Annotated in this window: 19 protein-coding genes; 3 read left to right on the forward strand and 16 right to left on the reverse strand. The window is 66.0% G+C overall.

Features of this window, described 5'->3' with window-relative positions; genetic code table 11:
* The first annotated feature begins 71 nt into the window (after nucleotides 1-71).
* Entirely contained in the window at nucleotides 72-1994 is a 1923-nt protein-coding gene (locus D4Q52_RS11645) for a sigma 54-interacting transcriptional regulator (protein ID WP_119856719.1), read from the forward strand.
* Between the two features lie 22 nt (nucleotides 1995-2016).
* On the opposite strand, the gene D4Q52_RS11650 is transcribed toward D4Q52_RS11645, so the two are convergent.
* The 9 genes from D4Q52_RS11650 to D4Q52_RS11690 all read right to left on the reverse strand — a co-directional run bounded on the left by D4Q52_RS11650 (nucleotide 2017) and on the right by D4Q52_RS11690 (nucleotide 11682).
* Nucleotides 2017-3417: an amidase gene (locus D4Q52_RS11650; RefSeq protein WP_119856720.1), complete on the reverse strand. Its 1401-nt coding sequence runs from the start codon at nucleotides 3415-3417 to the stop codon at nucleotides 2017-2019.
* A gap of 223 nt (nucleotides 3418-3640) precedes the next feature.
* Complete coding sequence (locus tag D4Q52_RS11655; protein WP_119856721.1) at nucleotides 3641-4402, reverse strand: SDR family NAD(P)-dependent oxidoreductase; 762 nt, start codon at nucleotides 4400-4402, stop codon at nucleotides 3641-3643.
* Nucleotides 4403-4469: 67 nt separating this feature from the next.
* Nucleotides 4470-5195, reverse strand: coding sequence for an ABC transporter ATP-binding protein (locus tag D4Q52_RS11660; RefSeq protein WP_119856722.1), 726 nt, complete (start codon nucleotides 5193-5195; stop codon nucleotides 4470-4472).
* A complete protein-coding gene (locus D4Q52_RS11665; RefSeq protein WP_119856723.1) occupies nucleotides 5185-5904 on the reverse strand; it encodes an ABC transporter ATP-binding protein in 720 nt (239 codons plus the stop codon). The genes D4Q52_RS11660 and D4Q52_RS11665 overlap by 11 nt, the downstream gene beginning before the upstream one ends.
* Before the next feature lie 2 nt (nucleotides 5905-5906).
* Nucleotides 5907-6980, reverse strand: a complete 1074-nt coding sequence (locus D4Q52_RS11670; RefSeq protein ID WP_119856796.1) for a branched-chain amino acid ABC transporter permease — start codon at nucleotides 6978-6980, stop codon at nucleotides 5907-5909.
* 13 nt (nucleotides 6981-6993) lie between these two features.
* Nucleotides 6994-7860, reverse strand: a complete 867-nt coding sequence (locus D4Q52_RS11675; RefSeq protein ID WP_119856724.1) for an ABC transporter permease subunit — start codon at nucleotides 7858-7860, stop codon at nucleotides 6994-6996.
* A 134-nt stretch (nucleotides 7861-7994) separates the two neighbouring features.
* Nucleotides 7995-9233 (reverse strand): urea ABC transporter substrate-binding protein, encoded by a 1239-nt coding sequence (locus tag D4Q52_RS11680; RefSeq protein ID WP_234831152.1) that lies wholly within the window; start codon nucleotides 9231-9233, stop codon nucleotides 7995-7997.
* Nucleotides 9234-9266: 33 nt separating this feature from the next.
* Nucleotides 9267-10265, reverse strand: a complete 999-nt coding sequence (locus tag D4Q52_RS11685) for an acetamidase/formamidase family protein (protein ID WP_119856725.1) — start codon at nucleotides 10263-10265, stop codon at nucleotides 9267-9269.
* Nucleotides 10266-10281: 16 nt separating this feature from the next.
* Nucleotides 10282-11682, reverse strand: a complete 1401-nt coding sequence (locus D4Q52_RS11690; RefSeq protein WP_119856726.1) for an amidase — start codon at nucleotides 11680-11682, stop codon at nucleotides 10282-10284.
* Between the two features lie 405 nt (nucleotides 11683-12087).
* Here D4Q52_RS11690 and D4Q52_RS11695 point away from each other — a divergent pair, with 405 nt between their 5' ends.
* Both D4Q52_RS11695 and D4Q52_RS11700 read left to right on the forward strand, forming a co-directional pair.
* A complete protein-coding gene (locus D4Q52_RS11695; protein WP_119856727.1) occupies nucleotides 12088-13245 on the forward strand; it encodes a transporter substrate-binding domain-containing protein in 1158 nt (385 codons plus the stop codon).
* Entirely contained in the window at nucleotides 13242-13829 is a 588-nt protein-coding gene (locus D4Q52_RS11700; protein ID WP_119856728.1) for an ANTAR domain-containing response regulator, read from the forward strand. Before D4Q52_RS11695 ends, D4Q52_RS11700 begins: the two co-directional genes overlap by 4 nt.
* Nucleotides 13830-14022: 193 nt before the next feature.
* On the opposite strand, the gene D4Q52_RS11705 is transcribed toward D4Q52_RS11700, so the two are convergent.
* From D4Q52_RS11705 to D4Q52_RS11735, 7 genes are all read right to left on the reverse strand, one after another.
* Entirely contained in the window at nucleotides 14023-14793 is a 771-nt protein-coding gene (locus tag D4Q52_RS11705; RefSeq protein WP_119856798.1) for an exodeoxyribonuclease III, read from the reverse strand.
* An 82-nt stretch (nucleotides 14794-14875) separates the two neighbouring features.
* Nucleotides 14876-16312, reverse strand: a complete 1437-nt coding sequence (locus D4Q52_RS11710) for an NAD-dependent succinate-semialdehyde dehydrogenase (RefSeq protein ID WP_425328479.1) — start codon at nucleotides 16310-16312, stop codon at nucleotides 14876-14878.
* Between the two features lie 75 nt (nucleotides 16313-16387).
* Nucleotides 16388-17602, reverse strand: a complete 1215-nt coding sequence (locus D4Q52_RS11715; RefSeq protein ID WP_425328476.1) for an ABC transporter substrate-binding protein — start codon at nucleotides 17600-17602, stop codon at nucleotides 16388-16390.
* Nucleotides 17603-17653: 51 nt separating this feature from the next.
* Nucleotides 17654-18496: an alpha/beta fold hydrolase gene (locus D4Q52_RS11720; protein ID WP_119856730.1), complete on the reverse strand. Its 843-nt coding sequence runs from the start codon at nucleotides 18494-18496 to the stop codon at nucleotides 17654-17656.
* On the reverse strand, nucleotides 18493-18861 hold the full coding sequence (locus D4Q52_RS11725; RefSeq protein WP_119856731.1) for a hypothetical protein: 369 nt from the start codon (nucleotides 18859-18861) through the stop codon (nucleotides 18493-18495). Before D4Q52_RS11725 ends, D4Q52_RS11720 begins: the two co-directional genes overlap by 4 nt.
* Nucleotides 18858-20963, reverse strand: a complete 2106-nt coding sequence (locus tag D4Q52_RS11730) for an acetate--CoA ligase family protein (protein ID WP_234831153.1) — start codon at nucleotides 20961-20963, stop codon at nucleotides 18858-18860. Before D4Q52_RS11730 ends, D4Q52_RS11725 begins: the two co-directional genes overlap by 4 nt.
* Nucleotides 20950-22113, reverse strand: a complete 1164-nt coding sequence (locus D4Q52_RS11735) for an acyl-CoA dehydrogenase family protein (protein ID WP_119856733.1) — start codon at nucleotides 22111-22113, stop codon at nucleotides 20950-20952. Before D4Q52_RS11735 ends, D4Q52_RS11730 begins: the two co-directional genes overlap by 14 nt.
* Between the last annotated feature and the right edge of the window lie 41 nt (nucleotides 22114-22154).

Consider the following 22154-nt stretch of genomic DNA (forward strand, 5'->3'; position numbering starts at 1 on the left):
GGCAATTGCCGGGTACGAGATTTCGTAATATACGAAATCTCGTAGGACGATTACGGAATCTCGGAGCGCTGATGGACCTCGCCGCGATTGATGCAGCAGACCTCAGTGGCGACGCCGACTTGCGCGCGGCCGCGTTCGGCAGCCTGCCGGACGCCGCGCTGCTGCTCGATCCGGCGGCCGATCGCATTGTCGATGCCAATGCCGCGGCTTGCGCCCTGCTCGGCTACGACCGCGCAGACCTCCTGGCGGTGCGGATCAGCGCGCTGCACGAAGCGAAGCAATTCCCGGCGCTGATCGTGTTCACCCAGGCGGTGCTGGATCGCGGCGCGTATTGGTCGCACGCCCTGACGCCGCTGCACGCCTCGGGGGCGGCGCTGCGGGTCGAATATGCCGGCCGACGCCTGGACCATCACGGCCGCACGCTGGTCCTGCTGACGATGAGCGACCTCGAGCAGCGCCATCGCCGCCATGTCGACGCCGCCGCCGACGATTACATCCACGACGGCCTGCCGGCCTGGCAGCGCGTCGAGCGAATGTTTCAGGATATCGAGCGTGAGAACCAGCTGATCCTGACCGCCGCCGGCGAAGGCATCTACGGCGTCAACGCCGAGGGCAAGGCCACCTTCGTCAACCCGGCGGCAGAGCGAATGCTCGGCTGGTCGGCCGAAGAGTTGGTCGGCCGCTCGATCCACGCGGTGATGCACCACTCTCATCACGACGGCCGGCCGTATCCGGACCACGACTGCCCGATCTACGCGGCGTTTCGCGACGGCGCGGTGCACACCGTCGACGGCGAAGTATTCTGGCGCAAGGACGGCAAGCCGGTCTGGGTCGAGTACACCTCGACGCCGATCCGCGACCGCGGAGGCGACGTCGCCGGCGCGGTCGTGGTGTTTCGCGACGTCAGCCAGCGCCGCGAAGCCGACGAGAAGCTGCACGCGGCACTCGCCGAGGTCGACCGGCTGCGCGAACGGCTGCAGCTCGAAAACGATTACTTGCAGGAAGAGATTCGGATCGAGACCAATCCGCGCGGCATCATCGGCCAAAGCGAGGCGATCCAGACCACGCTGCGGCAGGTCAAGCTGGTGGCGCCGACCGCCGCCGCCGTGCTGATCACCGGCGAATCCGGCACCGGCAAGGAGCTGATCGCCCGCGCCATCCATGAGGCGAGTACGCGCAGCGGCCGGCCGCTGATCCGCGTCAATTGCGCCGCGATCCCGCGCGAACTGTTCGAGAGCGAATTTTTCGGCCACACCCGCGGCGCCTTCACCGGCGCGCTGCGCGACCGCATCGGCCGCTTCGAACTCGCCGACGGCGGCACGCTGTTTCTCGACGAGGTCGGGGAAATTCCGCTGGAGCTGCAGGGCAAGCTGCTACGCGTGCTGCAGGAGGGCCACTTCGAACGCGTTGGCGACGAGCGCACCCGCAAGGTCGACGTCCGACTGATCGCCGCCACCAACCGCGATCTCAAGCAGGAGGTGCAGCGCGGCCGGTTTCGCGAGGACCTGTACTTCCGTCTCAACGTATTCCCGATCGAGTCGGTGCCGTTGCGCGAACGCCGCGAAGACATTCCGCTGCTGGCGCAGCACTTCCTCGACGGCGAGCGGCGCGACCAGAAGCCCGGGCTGCGGCTGTCGCAGGGCGACGTTCGCCGGCTGATGCGCTACGACTGGCCCGGCAACGTCCGCGAACTGCAGAACGTCATCGAACGCGCCACCATTTTGGCGCAGAATGGACGGTTGCGGTTCGATCTGCCCGAGCCTTCCAGCGCCCATACGCCATCGAGCAGCAAGCAAAAGGCCGAGCCGCGTCCCGTTGTGATGACCGCCGCCGAACTGCGCGATCTCGAACGCGCCAACATCGTCGCGGCGCTGCGCGCCTGTAACGGCAAGGTATTCGGCCCGGACGGCGCGGCCGTGATGCTCGACATCAAGCCGACCACGCTGGCGTCGCGGATCAAGGCGCTGGGCATCGCCGCGCGCGCTCCGGATTGAGCGCGGCAGCGATATCCATTGATCAGCCGATCGGCGGTCGCCGCGTGTGCCAGTCTGTGATCGACTGATACGCATGGCCGGCGCGCGCCAGCACGTGTTCGGACAGATGCGGCCCGACCAGTTGGAAACTCAGCGGCATCGCGTCATCCGACATCCCCATCGGCATGGTGATCGTCGGGCTGCCGCTGAAGTCGAACGGCGCGGTGAAGCGCAGGATGTTGAGCAGCACATTGGGATCGGCGCCGTATTCACCCATCTTGGTCAATGTCGGGATCGGCACCGGCATGGTGGGTATCAGCAAGAGGTCGATATCCTCGAACAGCGCCGCGAGCGCGCCGGAGAATTTCAGCCGCTCGTGATGGATCGCGGCGATCTCGACGCCGGTCATGCTGTGACCCTGCTCGATCAGCTGCGCGAGATCCGGGCCGTACTCCTGCTTGCGCGACTGGTAGGTCGCCAGATGCGCCTCGGCAGTTTCGACCGAGCACATCGGGATCCATTGGCTGACCAGCTTCTCGTAAGCGGGAAACTTCACCTCGCGAATGCTGGCGCCGAGCGATGCGAGCGCGCGTTCGGCTTCCAGCAAGGCTTTGACGACCTGCGGATCGATGCCGTCCTGGGTGTAGCTGCGGTCGACGCCGATGCGCAGACCGCGCACGCCGCCGCCGAGCTGCGCCAGATAGTTCGGCACCGGCGCCTGCAGCGCGGTCGGGTCGTTGGCATCGGCGCCCGCAATGACGCCGAGCATCGCCGCGGCATCCGCCGCGCTGCGGCACATCGGGCCGACATGGTCGAGCGAATCCGCCAGCGGAAACACGCCGTAGCGGCTGACGCGGCCCCAGGTCGGCTTGATGCCTGTGAGCCCGCAGGTGGCCGACGGAAACCGGATCGAACCGCCGGTGTCGCTGCCGATCGCGCCGTAACACAGTCCCGCCGAGGTCGCGACGCCCGAACCGCTCGACGACGAGCCGACCCAGTGATCGGCGCTCCACGGATTGAGCGGCGCGGCGTCGTCCGGATGATGGCTGGTGTAGGCGCCCTCGGTCATCTTCAGCTTGCCGATCGAGATCGCGCCGCCGAGTTCGAGCCGGTCGACCACCGTCGCGTTGTAGGACGGCACGAACTTGGCGTGGATCATGGTGCCGCCGCCGGTCGGCGCGAACGTCGTGTAGCAAAGGTCCTTCAGCCCGATCGGCACGCCGTGCAGCGGGCCGCGGTCGATGCCCTTGGCAATCTCGTCGTCCGCCTGCCTGGCCTGCTGCAGCGCGCGATCGCCCAGCACCGTCATGTAGGCGTTGAAGCGCTTGTCGAACTGCCCGATACGATCGAGCGTCGCCTGCGTCACCTCCGAGGGCTTCAGCTGCTTGCGGCGATAGAGATCGGACAGCTCGGTGATCGATTTGTAGTGCAGATCCGCAGTCATTGTTGACGCCTTGTTGTTGATGCGTTTCCTCGTGCGGCGCGAGTCGAGGCCGCGACGCGTTATCAGTAGATCGGACTAACGGCTGGCCGACCGCCTCTCCACCCGTCATTGCGAGGAGCGAAGCGACGAAGCAATCCAGCTCCGTGCAGTGCGCTGGATTGCTTCGCTACGCTCGCAATGACGGGGAGAGGCCTTCGGTCAATCGATAGCAGCGATGGCGTTGCTAGAACTGCACGCCCTTGGTGAGCGCGCCGTCCACCACCAGGTTCGTCCCGGTGATGAAACTCGCCGCCTTGCTGCCGAGGAACACGACCGCATTGGCCATTTCCTGCGGCGTGCCCATGCGGCCGGTGGGGTTGAGCGCGAGCGCCGCCTTGTACAGCTCCGGATTGCCGTCCTTGATCTGATTCCAGACGCCGCCTTCGAAATAGGTGTTGCCCGGCGACACCGAATTGGCGCGGATGTTCTTGGCAGCGAGCTGGTAGGCGAGGCCCTGGGTGTAGTGGATGATGGCGGCCTTGAAGGTGCCGTAGGGCCCGGCGGCGAAATCGACTTCGCGGCCCGACACGCTGGAAATGGTGACGATCGCGCCGGCGCTGCTCTTCTCCAGATACGGCATCGCCGCATCGACCAGCCGCACCGTGCCCATCATGTCGGTGGCGAATTCCTTTTCCCAGCTCTCCTCGTCCTGCCCGATCGCCAGCGCGCTGACGTTGGCAACGATGACATCGACGCCGCCGAGCTTGGCGGCCATGTCGGCGACCCAGGCCTTCAGCGCGGAGCCGTTCGCCACATCGACCGCGCCGCCGAACGCCGCGACGCCCTCGGCTTTCAGAGCCGTGATGGTGGCATCGACCTCGGCCGCATTGCGGGCGCAGATGCCGACATCGGCGCCCTCGGCCGCAAACGTCTCGGCCACCGCGCGGCCGATGCCCTTGGTGCCGCCGGTGACCAGCACCTTGGCGCCCTTCAATCCCAGATCCATTCTACGCTCCCTCAACTTGCGCGCGCCGTACGCGCGATCATTTGAACCGTCTCGGCACGGTCGCCGCTCACAGCAGCAGCTGCGCCCGCACCTTGTCTTCGTTGACCTCGTCGCCGACCAGCGAATGGGTGATGCGGCCTTTTTCCATGATGTAGCAGCGCTGCGCGATCGCCAGGATGGTGTCGAGATTCTGCTCGACGAACACGATGGTGGTGCCGAGTTCGGTGCGGAACGACTGCAGGGCCTCGCAGATGTGCTGCACGATCGACGGCTGGATGCCTTCGGACGGCTCGTCCAGGATCATCAGCGCCGGGTTGCCGATCAACGCCCGCCCGATCGCGAGCTGCTGCTGCTCACCGCCGGACATCGTGCCGGCCGCCTGTTTGCGCCGCTCTTTCAGCCGCGGGAAGTATTCATAGACCAACTCCGGCAGCTTCTTGCCCTTGGGGCCGCCGATCAGCTCGCCGACCTGCAAGTTCTCCTCGACGGTCATCTGTGGGAACACGTCGCGGCCTTGCGGGATGTAGCCGAAACCGGCGCGGGCCCGCGCATCGGCCTGCAGCGGCGTGACGTCGCGATCCATAAAAGTAATCGTGCCGCGCCAGGAATCGAGCAGGCCGATGATGCAGCGCATCAGCGTCGATTTGCCGACGCCGTTGCGGCCGATCACGCCGACGATCTCGCCGCGATACACCGTCATGTCGACGCCCTGCAGGATCGGCGTGGCGCCGTAGCCAGCCCACAGGCCGCTGACGTCGAGGATGCGATCGGCCGGCGCGCGGTCAGTGGGCATGGGTTTTCCCGAGATAGATTTCGGCGACCTGCTCGTCGTTGAGGATCTCGTCGAGGCTGCCGCGCGCGAAGATCTTGCCGAGATGCAGCACGGTGACGCGCTGCGCGATCTGCCGCACGAACGCCATGTCGTGCTCGACCACCAGCACCGTCATGCCCTCGGCGTTGAACGACTTGATCAGCTCGCCGGTCTTGTAGGTCTCTTCCGGCGACATGCCGGCGGTCGGCTCGTCGAGCAAGAGGAGTTGCGGCCGCAGCGCCAGCGCCATGCCGATCTCCAGCCATTGCTGCTGGCCGTGCGACAACGCGCCGGCCATCTTGCCGGCATCGGCGGCGAGACCGAGCAGTTCGAGCAGCCGCTGCTCCTCGGCGGCGCGCTCGGCGCCGGAGACGCGGTCCTGCAGCGCGATCTGGATGTTCTGCCGCACCGGTAGTTCCTTGAACACGCTCGGCGCCTGCATCTTGATGCTCATGCCGCGCTGAACGCGGGCGAACGGCCGCTCGGCGGTGACGTCGACCTGATCGAACAAGATGCTGCCGGCACTCGGCGGAAACAGCCCGACGATCAGCTTGAACAGCGTGCTCTTGCCGGCGCCATTCGGGCCGATCAGGCAATGCACCTCGCCGGCCTTCACGGTGAGATCGACGTCGGACACCGCGGTGAGACCGCCGAACCGCTTGGTGACACCTTTGACTTCCACGAGGGACATGATCAGGCCTCGTCCGTCTTGAGTTTAGGCCGGGGCTGCAACTCTGCGGCCGCGGCGCGCTTGCCCCGCCCTGTCAGCCGATCCGCCACGAACTTGCCGATGCCGAGCACAAAGCCCTGCGGCGCAGCCATCACGGTGGCGAGCAGCAGCGCGCCCATCAGCACCAGCGCGGCCTGCTGGCTGTAGACCGTGATGGTCTGGAAGCCGAACAGCAGCAGGAACGAACCGACCAGAGTGGCGGTGAGATCGCTGCGGCCGGAGAACGCCACCCAGACGATCGGCATCGCGGCGGCCGGCAGGCCGATGCTCGACGGCGTGATGAACTGGCCCCACGAGGTGTAGAGCGCGCCCGACAGCCCGGCGAGGCCGCTCCCGACAACGAAGGTCAAGAGCTGATATTTGCGCACGTCGTAGCCGAGCATCTCGGCGCGCTGCGGGTTCTCGCGCGTGGCGACGATGACGTTGCCGATGCCGGAATTCACCAGCATGCGCAGCGCCAGATAGACGATCACGATCAGCGCCACCATCAAATAGTACAGCGCCGAACCTTCAATGTAGAGATCGCCGATCGCCAGTGGGTCCATCCCCTTCATGCCGTTGAAGCCGTTCAGGCGGGCGTCGCCAATCCGCCATTCCGGCCCGGCGGTCTGGCCGAGGAAGAACGCCAGCACCAGCGTCGCCGACAGCGTGACGATGCCGAAGAAGATGCCGTTGATGCCGCCCCAGATCATGAAATAGCCGAGGATGCCGGCGGCGATCATCGCTACCACGACCGACAACAGCAGCGCCGCGATCGTCGTGGTGCCGCCGCCCATGTTGATGGCCAGCACGCCGTACGAGTATCCGGCGATGCCGAAGAACAGCGTCTGGCCGAACGACAGCATGCCGCCATAGCCCCACATCAGGCACAGGCCGAGCGCCATGAAGATCCAGATCAGGAAGTACGAGAAGTTGCCGACGTCGTAGGAGTCGGCGAACAGCGGATAGATCAGCGCCCCCGCCAGCACGGCGACGAAACAGCCCCAGAACTTCGGACCGCGTCCCAGCGTCTGCGGACCTTCGAGCAGTTTGAACATCATCCCTCTCCGCTCAGCGTCCGCGACGCGCCAGCACGCTGGACAGCCCCTCCGGCAGCACCCGGATGATCAAAATGACCGCCACCAGCATGCCGATCTGGCCGATGATCTGGCCGTAGCTCGCGTTCAGCGTCATCCGGATCGCCGCCAGCAGCAGCGCCGCCGGCGCGGTGCCGAGCAGCACGTTGGCGCCGCCGATCACCACGGTGACGAAACTCTCGACCACGAAGGTCGCGCCCATCGTCGGAATTAGCGTCATGGTCGGCGCATACAGCGCGCCGCACAGCCCGGCGAGTCCGGCGCCGATGCCGAAGCTGATCGCGTAGATCCGCCCCGTCCGCGCGCCAAGCGCTCGCGCCATCGCGGCGTTCTGCATGGTGGCCCGCGCGATCACGCCGAACCGCGTCTTCATAAATACCACGTAGAGCCCGGCCAACACCGCGACGGCGGCGGCAAACAGCACCAGCCGATAGGTCGAGAACGTGTAGGCTCCGATCGCGAAATTGCCATCGGGCGTGCCGATGCCGCGCACCGAGGAGCCGACGATCAGCAGCATCGATTGCGTCACGATCAGGCTGAGGCCCCAGGTCGCGAGCAGCGAATCCAGCGGCCGCTTGTAGAAGCGACGGACGATGAAATACTCGACCACGACGCCGATCAGACCCGCCGTGATCGCCGCGGCGATCTGCGCGATCGGCAGCGGCACGCCGAGATTGACGAGGCCGACGGTGACGTAAGCGCCACACATGATGAACTCGCCGTGGGCCATGTTGATCACACCCATCATGCCGAACACGATGGCGAGGCCGGCGGCGGAGAGGATCAGAAAGGCGAAGACGTCGGCGAACTGATAGAAGACCGAGAACACTTCAGCCGACATCGAGGTCTCCTGGTTGAGAGGATCGGCGCCGCCGCAACGCGGCGCCGATAAGCTGGTGATCCGTCACGCGAGCAACCTCGAATGCCTTGCAAGTTCAGTGCCGCTGCGCGTGGCAGGAGCCATGAAGATCGCGCTCACGACTTCTTCGGCAGATGGCTTGGCGTGTACTGATCCTTGTCGTTCTTCTTGGTGAGATCGCAGCCGATCTCGCCGAGCCAATACGGCTGGATCGTGCCGTAGTCCTTCTCGACCTTGACCTCGTGCTGCGGCCCGACCGAGATCAGCCGCATGCGGTGCGAGGTATGCTGGCTCTTCGGATCGATGCAGACCTTGCCTTCCGGCGCATCGATGCAGGCATCGCCGGTGGCGATCACCTTGCGCAGATCCTCGAGCTTGGTCGATTTCGCCTTCTCCACCAGCGTCTTGTACATGTAGAGCGCGTTGTAGGCGTTGTAGCCCATGTCGTTGATGTACATCTCGTCCGGGAACTTGGCCTTCCAGCGCTTCTTGAAGTCGTTGGCTTCGGGCGTGTCGATCTCCTCGAACCAGTTGGCGGTGGCGTGCATGTTGTTGAGCGCCGGCGGCTTGAAGCGCTTGTGCTCGAAGCCGAGCATCACCTTGATCGACGAGCCCATCGGCAGGTTGAGATTGGCTGCGGCGGCCTGCTCGAAGAACGAATCCTGCGCGGCGCCGACATTGATGGTCAGCAACCAGTCGGGCTTCGCCTTCTGGATGTTCTGGATGTTCTGGGCGAATTGCGAGACGCCGAGCGGGATGAACTCCTCGCCGACCACTTCGCCGCCGAGATCCTTCATCAGCTTGCGGTTCCACTCCGCCGAGATCTGGCCGAAATTGTAGTCCGCGGCGATGACGTAGACCTTCTTGCCGAACTTCTCGACCATCCAGGGGATCAGCGTCGAGAACTGCTGCTCGGGCACCGCGCCCATGCTGATCATGCTGGCGTCGCAGACGCCGCCCTCATACTGGTTGGTGTAGAAATACGGCGTCGTGGTGCGATCGACGATCGGCCGCACCGCTTCGCGCGACGCCGAGGTGATGCCGCCGATCAGCACGTCGACCTTGTCGCGGTTGAGCAGGCGGCGCGCGAACTCCTGATAGCGCGCGTTGTCGCCTTGCGGATCGAGATGGATCAGCTCGATCTGCCGGCCCATGATGCCGCCGCTCTTGTTGATCTCCTCGACGGCGAGCTGCGAACCGTGCAGCTTCGGCATGCCCATGAAGGCGAGGTCGCCGGAGATGTCTTCGAGCAGGCCGACCTTGAGCGGCGGATCGGCCGCATGGGCGGCGAACGGCGCGGCGGCGCCGAGCGCGAGGCCGAGCAAGGCCGTGCGGAGCAGATGTCTCTTGTGCATGTCTGATCGTCCCCTTGTCGGAAAGTTGGTGAGTTAGGTCTTCAGGTAATTCTTCAGGATCGACGCCCCCATCGTGTATTTGGGGTCGACCATATTGCCGAGGCGGATGCGGCCGGCCTGGCTGAGCAGCATGTAGGCGTCGATTTCGTCGAAGCCGTAATCGGCCGCCATCCAGCGCGTCAGCTCCCGATAGGCGATACGCGCCGCGTCCTCGAGCGGACGCGCGCTGCCGATCGTCATGATGAAGTCCTTGGTCTCCAGCCGCGGCCAGGCGAAGCTCCAATTCTTGATCAGATCGACCTGCAGCGTCACCGTCGCGCGCTGCTCGAGCGCGACGCCCGACAACTCCCCGTCGCCCTGCGTGGCGTGGCAGTCGCCGACGTAAAGCATGCCGCCGTCGGTGTGCACCGGGAAGTAGATCACCGCGCCGGGCGCGACGTCGGGCAGGTCCATGTTGCCGCCGTGATAGTCCGGCTGCAGCGACGAGATTGCCTCGATTTCCGGCGACACGCCGATGGTGCCGATGAACGGCTCGTAGGGCAGCGTGATCTTGTCGCTCCACTTCACGCCGCTGCGGTCGACATGCAGCTTTTTGACGCGTTCCGGCAGCGGCGGGTTGAGCAGCGCGGTCGCGGCGGTGCCGACGAGGCCGCCGAACTCCGGCATGATGCAGGTGGTGCCCGCCGGCTGCTCGCCGCGGGTCTCGACGTCGCGGATGTAGATCGCCAGACAATCGCCCTTCTTGGCGCCGTTGACGGCGATCGGGCCGCATTGCGGATTGAGATAGGGAAAGTTCAGCTTCGCGGTCGGGCTGTCGCTCTCGCTGGTGATGACGCCGCCGAACGCGTCCTCGGTCTCGACCACGACGACGGAGCCGGGATCGATCGTCAGCGTCGGCTTCGCATAGGGGCCGTAGACGTAGTGAAACTGTCCCTGCTGCTCGATGGTCAGACTATGCGTCTTGCCGGCCGCGCCCTTGGCGACGCCGCGCGCCGCCATGATCGAACTCTTCAGCCACTCTTCGGAAGACATGTGAACTCCTAAAATCTCACAGAGACGGATGGCGCTTGTGCCAGTCGGTGACGCGCTGGAAGGCGTCGCCGGCGGCGACCAGACGCGCTTCGTCGAAGTGACGGCCGACGAACTGGAACGCCACCGGACCACCGTTGGGCGCGAAGCCGCCCGGCAGCGTGATGGTCGGACTTCCGGTCATGTCGAACGGACAGGTGAAGCGCAGCAGCCCGCCGATCAGCGAAGGGTCCTCGCCAAGCGACGCCATCTTGGCCAGCGTCGGCGCCGCATAGGCCTGTGCCGGCACGGCGATGAGATCCACCGTCTCGAACAGCGCCCGCAGCGCGCCGCGAAACGCTTCCCGCCGCAGCACGATCTTCTGATAATCCGTGCCGGATTGCTGCAAACCGAGATCGAGCAGGCCGGCGAGGCCGGGACCGTATTCATCCTTGCGCGCCGGATAGGTCGCCTCGTGCGCCACCGCGGCTTCGATGCCGCACAGCGGGAACCAGTCGTCGGTCACCGCCTGGGCGTCCGGGAAAGTGATGTCCTTGATGGTGGCGCCGAGATCCTTGGCGACGCGCAGCGCATCGTCCAGCACCTTGACGGCCGCTTCGTCGGTGCCCTGCGAGGTCGAGCGTCGATCGACGCCGATCACCACGCCCTTGAGGTCGCCGGACAGATTGCCCGTGTAGTTCGGCACCGGCAGCGGCACCGCCGTGGTGTCGTGCGGGTCGGCGCCGGCGATCACGCTCAGCATCGCGCCGCAATCCACGGCGCTGCGCGCCATCGGGCCGATGTGATCGAGCGTCGCGGCGAGTTCGTAAGCGCCGTAGCGGCTGACGCGGCCCCAGGTCGGCTTCAGCCCGGTGATGCCGTTCGCGGCCGACGGAAACCGGATCGAGCCGCCGGTGTCGGTGCCGAGCGAGCCGAAGCACAGCCCCGCCGCGGTCGCCGAGCCGGACCCGCTCGACGACGCGCCCGACCATAGCTCCTTATCCCAGGGATTTTTCGGCGGATCGATTTTGGGATGATGATCGGCGTAGGCGCCTTCGGTTTGCTGTAACTTGCCGAGAATGATCGCGCCGGCCTCTTTGAGCCGCATCACCACGGTGGCGTCCTCGCCCGGCATGAAGTCGCGATGGATCGGCATGCCGTGCGCCGCCGGCATGCCCTTGACCCAGCACAGATCCTTGACGGCGATCGGCACGCCGTGCAGCGGCCCTTTCACTTGGCCGGCGGCGATCTCCTTGTCCGCGGTCACAGCCTGTTCGTGCGCGGATTCGGGCGACACGTGCGCGTAGCTCTTCAGCGCGCCATCGAGCTTGTCGATGCGCTGCAGCATCGCCTTGGTGACTTCGACCGCAGACAGCTTCCTTGCCTGAATGTCCTGTCCGACCTCGACGAGCCCGCGATAATGAAGATCTGTCATCCCCAATGCATTCACTCCCGGTGTGCCGACATCGCGCGGCCCTCGCCGGGCGTGCAGCAGCGTTTTGGCGACGCGCCTGCGCCGCCAATTTGATCTCGAGCGACAAACGAAAAAAGCCACCCGCTCCTCGAAACGAGGCGCGAATGGCTCGGATGCCGCGGCTATGGTCGGTCGTGTGGGTGCTTAGTCGAACGCTACTTTGATGCTTGAATTTGGACGTCGTCGGCCAAATTCAAGCTCGGTTCGATTGTCACCCGACAACGAAAGTCTAAGTTGGGGAGGTTCAACATGTCAACGCGTGAGCTTGCACAAATCCTGAACGAGTGCTGCGCAGCAAATCAGCAAGGCGGCTCTTGATCGGTTTGCACGCTTAATGATTTCATGCGCGCCTTGCGCGAGTGATCATCTTTCATGTCCAGACCATCGATCCCGATCGGAATTCTGCTGTCGAGATCCGGCCCATATCAAGCAATGGGACGAGAGATCCTGAAATCCGCGCTGATGGCTGTCGACGAGGTCAACGGCAGTTCGGAGTTCGACTTCAGCTTCGCGGCGCATGTGCGTGATCCCGGCGGCGTGCTGGGCGAATATCACGTGGCCTGCGACGACCTGATCCGCAATGTCGGCGTCGATCACATCATCGGCTGCTACACCTCCGCGGCGCGCAAGCAGGTGCTGCCGATCGTCGAGCGCACCGAGCGGTTGCTGTGGTATCCGGCGCGCTACGAAGGCTTCGAGTGCTCCGACAACGTGATGTATGTCGGCGCTTCGCCGAACCACAACGTCGTGCCGCTGGTGCGCTACGTGCTCGATAATCTGTCGCGTCAGCTGTTCTGCGTCGGCTCCAACTACATCTGGACCTGGGAGACCAACCGCGTCACCCGCGAGTTGGTGACGGCCTCGGGCGGCCGCATCGTCGCCGAGCGATTGCTCGAGCTCGGCGAAAGCCGGGTCGAGCACATCGTCGACGAGATCGTCCGCAAGCGGCCGCCGATCGTCTTCAACACCTTGGTCGGCAGCTCGAGCTACGATTTCATCCGGGCCTTCCACGCCGCCACCGAGGGGCTCGACATCCCGATGCTGAGCTGCAGCCTGTGCGAGCCGGAGCTGATGATCGTCGGTTCGGCCGGCGCGGGATGCATCACCTCGTCGGCCTACTTTGAAAGTATCCGCCTGCCGGAGAATTGCGCCTTCGTGGCGCGGTGGAAGGCGCGCTACGGCGAAGACAGCAGCCCGTCGGTGGACGGCCAGTCCGCCTACGTCGCGGTGTTTCTGCTGGCGCGAGCAATCCAGCGCGCCGGCACTGCGAACGTCAACGAGGTGCGCCGCGCCGCCGCCGGCCATCGCTACGACTCGCCGCAAGGTCCGGTGTGGATCGACGGCGATAATAATCACTGCGTCCTTACGCCACGGCTGGCAGTGTCCAACGCCGGCGGCCAGTTCGATATCTTCTGGGAAGCGGATGCTCCCGTGAAGCCAGACCCTTATTTGTCGCAACTCGATGTCGCGGTTCGGCCGTCGAAAGACGGGCGGGCTCCCCATGCGCCTCACCTGAGGATCGTCAAATGAGCAAGCCGTCATCGTTTTCCCTGCGCGGCCGCAAGGCCCTCTTGGCTATCAAGGACGAACGCGACGCCTCGGTCGTCCGCCGTCAGTTCGAGCGGCTCGGCATCGAGATCGCAAGCTGGATCCCCGGCGAAGCGCCGGCCTGCGCCGCCGATCTCCTGCTGATCGACGACGATTATCTGCCGATCGCCGGTGCCGAGGATCGGCCTCTACCGGAGGGATGCGCCGTCATCGTCCTGCTCGGCACCGAAACGCCGAGCCGGCTGAAACTGGTGCTCGAGCTCGATCCGGCGTCGTTCCTGGTCAAGCCGCTGCGCTCCGCCGGCATCTATGCGGCCGTGGTGATGGCGTTCGAACGCGTCGCACGCACCAACGAATTGAAGCAGCAGCTCGGCAAGATGGACGCGCGGATGCGGGCGCGGCGCGTCGTGCTCGCCGCGCTGGTGCAGATCATGCACGCGCAGGGGCTCGCCGAGCCCGCCGCGTTCGCGTTGCTGCGGCGGATGGCGATGGAGCAGCGCAAGACCATCGAGCAACTCGCCGCCGAACTCGTCGCGCAAGATCCGCTCGCCCGCGCGACTGGTTAGCTAACAGCCAGTTTTTTTGCTAAGTTTGCATGGGGTTTCCGTCATGGCCGGGCTTGTCCCGGCCATCCACGCCTTTACTGCATCTCCTTCGGCAAGGCGTGGATGCCCGGCACAAGGCCGGGCATGACGCGTTGAGATGAAGTGACTTGGTTTTAAAGGCAGCAATTTCGGCTATGCTGATACTTCACGCGTATCAGTCGAGCACGATCCACGCCGGCGCGTGATCGCTGGCCTCCGCCGCGGCGCGGACCTTGCGATCGACGCCGGCGCGCTTGAGCCGCGGCGCGAGCGATGGATCGAGCAGCAGATGATCGAGCCGCAGTCCCTTGTCCTGTTCGAAGCGATTGCGCCAATACGTCCAGAACGTGTAGGGCGCGTCGTCCGGATGCATTGCCCGCAGTGCATCGGTCCAGCCCTGCTTCAGCAGCGCCGCGAACAAAGCGCGCGGCGCCGGCTGCACCAGCGCGTCCTTGCTCCACGACTTGGTCGGATAGATATCGTCCGGCGTCGGCACCACATTGTAGTCGCCGGCCAGCACCACCGGCGCGCCGCTCTTCAGCAGCTTGGCGGCGTGGCGGTTGAGCCGCTTCAGCCAGGCGAGCTTGGCGTCGAATTTCGGTCCCGGCTGCGGGTTGCCGTTCGGCGCGTAGATTGAGGCGATGATGATGCCGGACACCGCCGCTTCGATGTAGCGCGCTTCGGTGTCCTTGGGATCGCCCGGCAGCCGTTTCCGCGTCACCACGATCTCGGCCTTGCGGGCCAGAATGGCGACGCCGTTCCAGCTCTTCTGGCCGACCCAGGCGGCCGAGTAGCCGGCCTTGTGCAGCGCCTCTTCGGGGAAGTCGGCCTGCGCCGCCTTCAGCTCCTGCAGACAGACGACATCGGGCTTGGCCGCACGCAGCCAAGCCAGCAGATTCGGCAGCCGCTTGTTGACGTTGTTGATGTTGAACGTCGCGATCTTCACGCCGGCCCTTTTCGACGGACGCGCCCGTGGCGCGCCCATCAATGGCGACGACGCGGGCGAAGTTCCATCGCGGAGAGCACTGTCAGCCGGCGAATTGGCTGACGTATTTGATCGACTGGAAGTCCTGCAGGCCTTCGATGCCGCCTTCGCTGCCGACGCCGCTGTCCTTGAAGCCGCCGAACGGTGTCTCCGGCAGCGAGGCCTGCCAGTGATTGATGATCACGTTGCCGGCCGCGATGCCGTCGGCCATCGCGGCGGCGTTGCGCAGATCGTTGGTCATCACATAGGAGGCCAGCCCGAACGGCAACCGGTTGGCCAGCGCGAGCGCTTCGTCGCGCGTGCGGAACGGCGCCGTCACCGCCAGCGGGCCGAACGGCTCGACATTCGACGCCATGCAGTCCTGATCGACCCCGGTCAGCACGGTCGGCCGGAAGAAGAAACCGCGCTCACCGCAGCGAACGCCGCCGGCCGAAACCGCGATGCTGCGCGAGCGCGCGTCGTCGACGAAGCGCTCCATCGCCTCGACCCGCCGCGCATTCGCCAGCGGTCCCATCTTGGTGGCCGCATCGAAGCCATCGCCGACCGAGAGGCCACCGGCGAGCTCCGACAGTTTCGCGGCGAAGCGGTCGTGGATCGATTCGTGCACGAAGAAGCGCGTCGGCGAGGTGCAGACCTGACCGGAATTGCGAAACTTCGCCGCCACCGCCGAGATCGCCGCGGCCTCCGGATCGACGTCGCCGAAGATCACCACCGGCGCGTGGCCGCCGAGCTCGAGCGTCATCCGCTTCATGGTCTGCACGGCGAGCGCGCCGAGCTGCTTGCCGATCGCGGTCGAGCCGGTGAAGGTGATGCCGCGAATGATCGGCGAGCCGACCAGCGCCTCTGAAATCATCGCCGGCTGGCCGAGCACCACGTTCAGCACCCCGGGCGGCAGTCCCGCTTCCTGCAATAGTTCGGCAATCGCCAGCGCCGTCGCCGGCGTTTCTTCCGAGGGCTTGATGATCACCGAGCAGCCGGCCGCGAGCGCGCTGCTGATCTTGCGGGCGGGCGTGATCGCCGGCGCATTCCACGGCGCGAACGCCGCGATCGGGCCGAGCGGCTCGCGTACCGCGATCTGCTGGAGGGCGCGATTGCGCGGCGGGATCACGCGCCCATAAGCGCGGCGGCCTTCCTCGGCATTCCAGGCGAAGATGCCGGCCGCGGTCTCCACCTCGATCCGCGCCTCGGCGAGCGGCTTGCCGAGTTCGAGCGTGATTAGGCTGGCGAGGTGTTCGCCGCGCTGCTGGATCAACCCGGCAGCCCGCTGCAGGATGCGGCCGCGGTCGACCGCGGACATCCTGCGCCAGACCTCGTGACCGCGCGCCGACGACGCCAGCGCTTCGTCGAGGTCGGCCGCGGTGGCGTGCGGCAGCTCGCCGAGCACCGCCCCGGTCGCAGGGTTGAGCACCGGCTCCGTGGTGCGCCCGGCGGCGTCCAGCCATCGGCCGTCGATCAAAAGGCGCAACGCAGGATAATCGATCACGGCCCGTCTCCCTTAGCCCGCGGGCGCGCTGATCCGCGCCCGCCGGTTCGTCACGTCAGTCGCGCAAAGCGATTACTTCGCCGCATTCACCAGCGGGCAACCGCCGTCCTTGAGCGGACGGAACGCCTTGTCGCCCGGAACCGTGGACAGGATCTTGTAGTAGTCCCACGGATACTTGGACTCCGACGGCTGCTTCACCTGCAACAGATACATGTCGCGGATGACGCGGCCGTCCTCGCGGATCATGGCGTTTGTGGTGTAGAAGTCGTTGATCGGCATCTTCTTCATCTCGGCGACCACCACCGAGCCGGCATCGCTCTTGGTGGCGTCAACCGCCTTCAGATAATGCGTCACTGCGCCGTACACCGCGGCCTGCAGGCTGCCCGGCGCCTTGCCGCCGAACCGCGCCATGAAGCGCTTGCTCCATTCGCGGGTCTTGTCGTTGGCGTCCCAATAGAAGCTATCGGCGAAGATCAAATCCTTGGCGCTCGCGAGGCCGAGCGCGTGGATATCCGGCAGATTGACCAGCAGCGCGGCGATGCTCTGGCCGCCCGCGGTGATGCCGAACTCGTTGGCCTGCTTCAGCGCCGACATCATGTCGGCACCGGCATTGGCGAGGCCGATCACCTGCGCCTTGGAGGCCTGCGCCTGCAGCAGATAGGACGAGAAGTCCGACGAATTCAGCGGATGCTTGGACGAACCCAGCACGGTGCCGCCCTTGGCAAGGATCACCTTGCTGGCTTCGGCTTCGAGCGCCTGGCCGAAGCTGTAATCGGCCGTGAGGAAGTACCAGCTCTTGAGGCCCTTCTCGACCAGCGGCGCGGTGGCGACGTTGGCCAGCGCGTAGTTGTCGTAGGCCCAATGCACGCCGACCGGCGAGCACGCCTTGCCGGTGAGATCTGGCGTGCCGGGACCGGTCGCCAGGAACGCCTTGTCCTTGTCGCGCGACAATTGCTGCACGGCCAGCGCCACGCCCGACGACACAACCTCGGTGATGGTGTCGACGCCCTCGGTGTCGTACCATTTGCGCGCCAGCGCGAGGCCGATATCCGCCTTGTTCTGATGATCGGCGGAGATCACCTCGACCGGCATGCCGGCCGCCTTGCCGCCGAAATCCTCGACCGCCATCTTGGCGGCCAGCACCGAGCCGGCGCCGACATTGTCGGCATAGGGGCCGGACATGTCGGTCAGCACGCCGATCTTCACGGTGCCGTTGGAGATTTCGGCCGAAGCCGACGTCACCGACATCAGCACGGCGGCGGTCGCCAGATAGGATTGCAACTTCACGAGTGAACTCCTCCCTTGTGTTTTATCAGCAGGCGCGAGATCGCCCGCCGCTTACTTGATGGCCGCGAGCACCGGCAGCAGATGGCCGAGGAACGCCTCGGGATCCTCGCTCATCGGAAAATGGCCGAGGCCCTTCATGATCGTCACGTTGCTGCCCGGAATGCTGCGCGCGACCGCCAGCGTTTCTTCCGGCGTGCACGAGTAGTCGTATTCGCCGGACAGCAGGAACAGCGGGCACTTCCTGGTATCGATCTGCGCGACGCGGTCGCGGATGTCGCCGTCCTGCTTGTAGAAATACAGGTCGCCCTTGAACACGCCGGGGCCGCCCTGCATGTAGTGCCACAGCGTTTCCCACCGCTCCTTGCCGGGCGCATCCGGGCCGACTAGGCCCGACACGATCGCGGCGCAGACTTCGCCGCCATGCACGTCCGGCCGGTGCAGGAAGTTGAGGTCGTAATACGGATCGACATGCGCCCCGGCCTGCAAGCCGATGATGGCGCGGAAGCGCTCGGGATGCTCCAGCGCCAGATGCAGCACGATGCGGCCGCCGATCGAGCAGCCCATCACGATCGGACGATCGAGCTCCAGCGCGCTCATGATCTCGAGAATCATGCCGGTGTATTGCGCCGAGGTCAGTTGATACTCTTCGTTGTGCCAGCCGGCCGGCGGCGACGACTTGCCGTGCCACGGCATGTCGAAGGCGATGACGCGATGCTTGGCGGTGACCCGCGCATCATTCATCAGCGCGCGATACTGCCGGCCGTCGGCGCCCGCGGTGTGCAGGCAGAGCAGCGGCGTGCCGGTGCCGGCCTCTTCCACATAGACGCGGTGCGGCCGGCCGAACAGATCGAGATTGAGATAGCGCCCGATCACGGGCTCGAACGAGACGGTCATGCCGAGGCTCCGGTCGCACGCAGTTTCGCCAGCGCTTCCTTGAAGTAGCGCAGATTGGCCATGAAGATCTGCAGGTTGCCCTCGGCCCTCAGGGTGCGCCGCTTGATCAGCGCCATCAGGTCGTGCGAGCCCGGCCGCGGCCTGGCGGCCCAGAACTGCGCCCACTCCTCCTCGGAGGCGCGCAGCGCGAACGACCAGGACGGCATCACGAACGGCCCGCGCGTCACCGACACGATGCGGCCTTCGGCGATCGTCACCAGCCAATCGGTCGGACCGACCGCGAGCAGCAGCGTGGTCGACAGAAAGCGGCCGCGCTTCACCAGCATCTCGTCCGCATTGACCCTGGATGTCAGGTTTTCGATCATGTGTCCTCCTTGTCCGCGAGCGCCACCAGCGCATCGACCGCGACGACGCCGCTCCCCACCTGGTTGATGATCAGCGGGTTGATCTCGGCGTCGCGTACGTGAACCTTGTCATCGACCGCCAGCCGCGACAACGCAACGATCGCGCGCGCCAGCGCCTCGAGATCGCCGTGCGGCTTGTTGCGGAAGCCGCGGAACACACGGCTGATCGCCAGCTCATCGATCATGTCTCGCGCGCCGTCGAGGTCGACCGGCGCGAGCCGGATGCTGCGGTCGCGATAGATCTCGGTAAAGATGCCGCCGGCCGCGAGCAGCACGATCGGCCCAGCCTCCGGGTCGACCCGGTAGCCGAGCAGCATCTCGTCGAGCCCCGACGTCATCGGCTGCACCAGCACCCGTTTCAGCGCAGCGCCCGGCTGATGCGCCGCGACATTCGCGGCGATGCTGGTTGCAGCCCGCTTGACGCCGGCCTCATCGCCGACGTTGAGAACGACGCCGCCGACCTCGGTCTTATGCGCGATCTCGGCCGACAGCAGCTTGACGGCGACCGGATAGGCGAACGGCAGGTCGACCGATTGCGCCCCGACATCAACCGCGACAGCCGGCGCATGCGCGATGCCGAGGCGGTCGAGCAGCTGATAGGCCTCTAACTCATCGAGCTGACGCGTCGCGCCTGCTACCCCGGGCGGCAACGGCAGTTCGCGCCGCGGCTGCCGCCGCAGCAGCGCGGCGCTGATCGCGTCCGCGCAGCTGTCCGGCGTGCGGAAGTTCGGCACGCCGGCTTGGGTGAGCATCGCCAGCGCGTCGGGCGCCTCGGGCACCACGAATGCGACCAGCGGCTTGGCCGAGCCGGCGCTGTCGATCACCGGCTTGACGGCGAGCTCCGGTTGAAACCGCGCCGATGAGCCGGTGACGGCGACGACGACATCGAATTCGGGCGCCGCCAGCATGGTCTGCAACGCCGCTTTCATGATTTCGTAGCGCGTGCCGGCCAGCGTCAGGTCGATGATGCGCTCGTGATGCGCCGTAACGCCGGCCTCGCCGAGGCGATCGAACGTGTCATTGCTCGGCTTGACCACCTCGATATCGCGGATGCCGAGTTCGTCGACCACCATGGCGGCGCCGCCGCCGGTGGTGGTGACGACGCCGACGCGCTTGCTGCGTTGCCCGGCCGCGCGCGGCGGCAGCTTGTGCAGCAGCGGCAGCGCCTCGATCAGCGTTTCGAAATTGTTGACGCGGGCGATGCCGCAATCGGCCAGGAACGCGGCGGCGACGTCGTCCTCACCGGCCAGCGCGCCGGTGTGCGACAGCGCGAGTTCGGCCGCCATAGCAGAACGCCCGAGCTTGTAGGCGATCACCGGCTTGCCGCGCTCGGCGGCCGCGAGCGCAAAGTCGCGCAGATCCTGCGCGCGCCGGATGCTTTCGAGGAACAGCATGTAGCCGGTGACGTTCGGATCATCGAGCGTCGCGGCGCAGATCTCGCCGAGGCTGAGATCGATCTCGTTGCCGACCGACACCAGCCCGGCGAAGCCGACATTGCGTGCTTTGCCGCGCGAGATCAGCCCGCCGAGCAGGCTGCCGCTGTGCGACGCGACGAAGATGCCGCCGCGCGGCAGGTCGCCCTCGGCGAACGCCGCGTTGGCGGTGATGATCGTGTGGCTGTGCAGATTGATGGCGCCGAGGCTGGACGGACCGAGGATGCGCAGCCCGCTCGCCGCGCAGATCGCCTTCAGCCGCTCGACCCGCGCGAGCCCGGCGTCGCCGCCTTCCGAAAAATTCGACGCCAGGATAGTCGCAACCGGAATGCCGAGGCGCGCGCAGGCCTCGGCAGCGGCGATGGCGTCATCGGTCGGCGTCAGGATGAAGGCGTGATCGGGCACCGCGGGCAGCGCATCGAGCGACGGCCACGCCGTCTCGCCGAGCACCGTCGCGCGCCGCGGATTGATCGGATAGATCGTGCCCGGGTAGCCGGCGCGCCGCAGATATTGCAGCGGCCGCGCCGAGGTCTTGGATAGATCGTCGGACGCGCCCACCAGCGCGATGCTGCGCGGCGCCAGCAGCGCCTGCGCCCATCGCGGCGATGTCGGCGCGTTACTCAACGGCACGAGCCACAGCTCCGCGCTGATCGAAGCGGCGCTCGAACACGTCTTCGGCGATCCGGTTCTTGAGGATTTCGGTCGAGCCGCCGGCGATCATCCAGCCGCGGGTGCGGCGCATGCAGTACTCGGCGAGCGCCTCCTGGCTATAGCCGAGCCCGCCCATGATCTGCACCGCCTCGTTCGCCACCTCGAAGCCGGCCTGGTTGCAGGCGAGCTTGGCGATCGCGGTCTGATACGGCGACGGCAGCCCCTCGGTGATGCTGGCGGCGCGATACAGCAGCAGCTGCGCCGATTCCAGCTTCAGCGCCATGTCGGCGAATTTCCACTGCAGGCCCTGGAATTCGCACAGCGGGCGGCCGAACTGCTTGCGGATCAGCGCATGCTCGCGCGCCAGATTGAAGGCGTGGCGGCCGAGCGCCAGCGACCGCGCCGAATTGCCGAGCCGCTCGACGTTGAAGCCGGAGATCTGCTTCTTGAAGCCGCCGAGCCCGAGCAGCACGTTGGCGGCCGGGATCCGGCAGTTCTCGAAGTACAATTGGCTCCACTGCTCGCCGCTCATGAAAGCCGTCGGCTTGCCGACGGTGAAGCCCGGTGTATCGCGCTCGATCAGCACCGAGCCGATGCCGCCGACGCCCGGCCCGAACCGGACATAGACCAGATAGACCGCAGCATCCGGACTATGCGTACCGAACACCTTGCTGCCGTTGATCAGGTAATCATCGCCATCGGCGGTCGCGGTGGTCTTCAGCTCGGTCGCAGCGGAGCCGGCGTCCGGCTCGCTCATGCCGAGGCTGATGCAGCTTCGCCCGGCCAGCAGATCGGGCAGGAAGCGCGCCTTCTGCTCGGGCGTCGCGTATTCCACGAAGGTGCGGATCGGACCGAAATTGCCGGCCTGCACGATATCGGCGCTGCGCGGGCACACCGCCGCGACCTGCTCGATCGCGATCACCGCGTCCATCAACGTGCCGCCCTGGCCGCCATCCTCCGGATCGAACGGGATGCCGAGCAGCCCCTGCTCGGCGAGCAGCTTGGCGGTTTCGAACGGGAAGTGCGGATCGTGGGCGCGCGCCAGTGCACCATCTTTCAGATGCGCTTCGGCAAAGCGCCGCACCGAGGTGGCGAAAGCTTGCTGTTCTTCTGTGAGTTCGAAATCCATGGGTCCGCCGCAGCTGAGGTGGCGCCCTGTTTCCCAGCACA

Origin of the sequence: Rhodopseudomonas palustris (genome assembly GCF_003591005.1) — a bacterium.
Lineage (GTDB): Bacteria > Pseudomonadota > Alphaproteobacteria > Rhizobiales > Xanthobacteraceae > Rhodopseudomonas > Rhodopseudomonas palustris_K.

Coding starts and splice junctions, on each gene's coding strand:
- D4Q52_RS11645 (WP_119856719.1), top strand. CDS start 72: ATGGACCTCGCCGCGATTGATGCAGCAGACCTCAGTGGCGACGCCGAC.
- D4Q52_RS11650 (WP_119856720.1), bottom strand. CDS start 3,417: ATGACTGCGGATCTGCACTACAAATCGATCACCGAGCTGTCCGATCTC.
- D4Q52_RS11655 (WP_119856721.1), bottom strand. CDS start 4,402: ATGGATCTGGGATTGAAGGGCGCCAAGGTGCTGGTCACCGGCGGCACC.
- D4Q52_RS11660 (WP_119856722.1), bottom strand. CDS start 5,195: ATGCCCACTGACCGCGCGCCGGCCGATCGCATCCTCGACGTCAGCGGC.
- D4Q52_RS11665 (WP_119856723.1), bottom strand. CDS start 5,904: ATGTCCCTCGTGGAAGTCAAAGGTGTCACCAAGCGGTTCGGCGGTCTC.
- D4Q52_RS11670 (WP_119856796.1), bottom strand. CDS start 6,980: ATGTTCAAACTGCTCGAAGGTCCGCAGACGCTGGGACGCGGTCCGAAG.
- D4Q52_RS11675 (WP_119856724.1), bottom strand. CDS start 7,860: ATGTCGGCTGAAGTGTTCTCGGTCTTCTATCAGTTCGCCGACGTCTTC.
- D4Q52_RS11680 (WP_234831152.1), bottom strand. CDS start 9,233: ATGCACAAGAGACATCTGCTCCGCACGGCCTTGCTCGGCCTCGCGCTC.
- D4Q52_RS11685 (WP_119856725.1), bottom strand. CDS start 10,265: ATGTCTTCCGAAGAGTGGCTGAAGAGTTCGATCATGGCGGCGCGCGGC.
- D4Q52_RS11695 (WP_119856727.1), top strand. CDS start 12,088: ATGTCCAGACCATCGATCCCGATCGGAATTCTGCTGTCGAGATCCGGC.
- D4Q52_RS11700 (WP_119856728.1), top strand. CDS start 13,242: ATGAGCAAGCCGTCATCGTTTTCCCTGCGCGGCCGCAAGGCCCTCTTG.
- D4Q52_RS11720 (WP_119856730.1), bottom strand. CDS start 18,496: ATGACCGTCTCGTTCGAGCCCGTGATCGGGCGCTATCTCAATCTCGAT.
- D4Q52_RS11725 (WP_119856731.1), bottom strand. CDS start 18,861: ATGATCGAAAACCTGACATCCAGGGTCAATGCGGACGAGATGCTGGTG.
- D4Q52_RS11735 (WP_119856733.1), bottom strand. CDS start 22,113: ATGGATTTCGAACTCACAGAAGAACAGCAAGCTTTCGCCACCTCGGTG.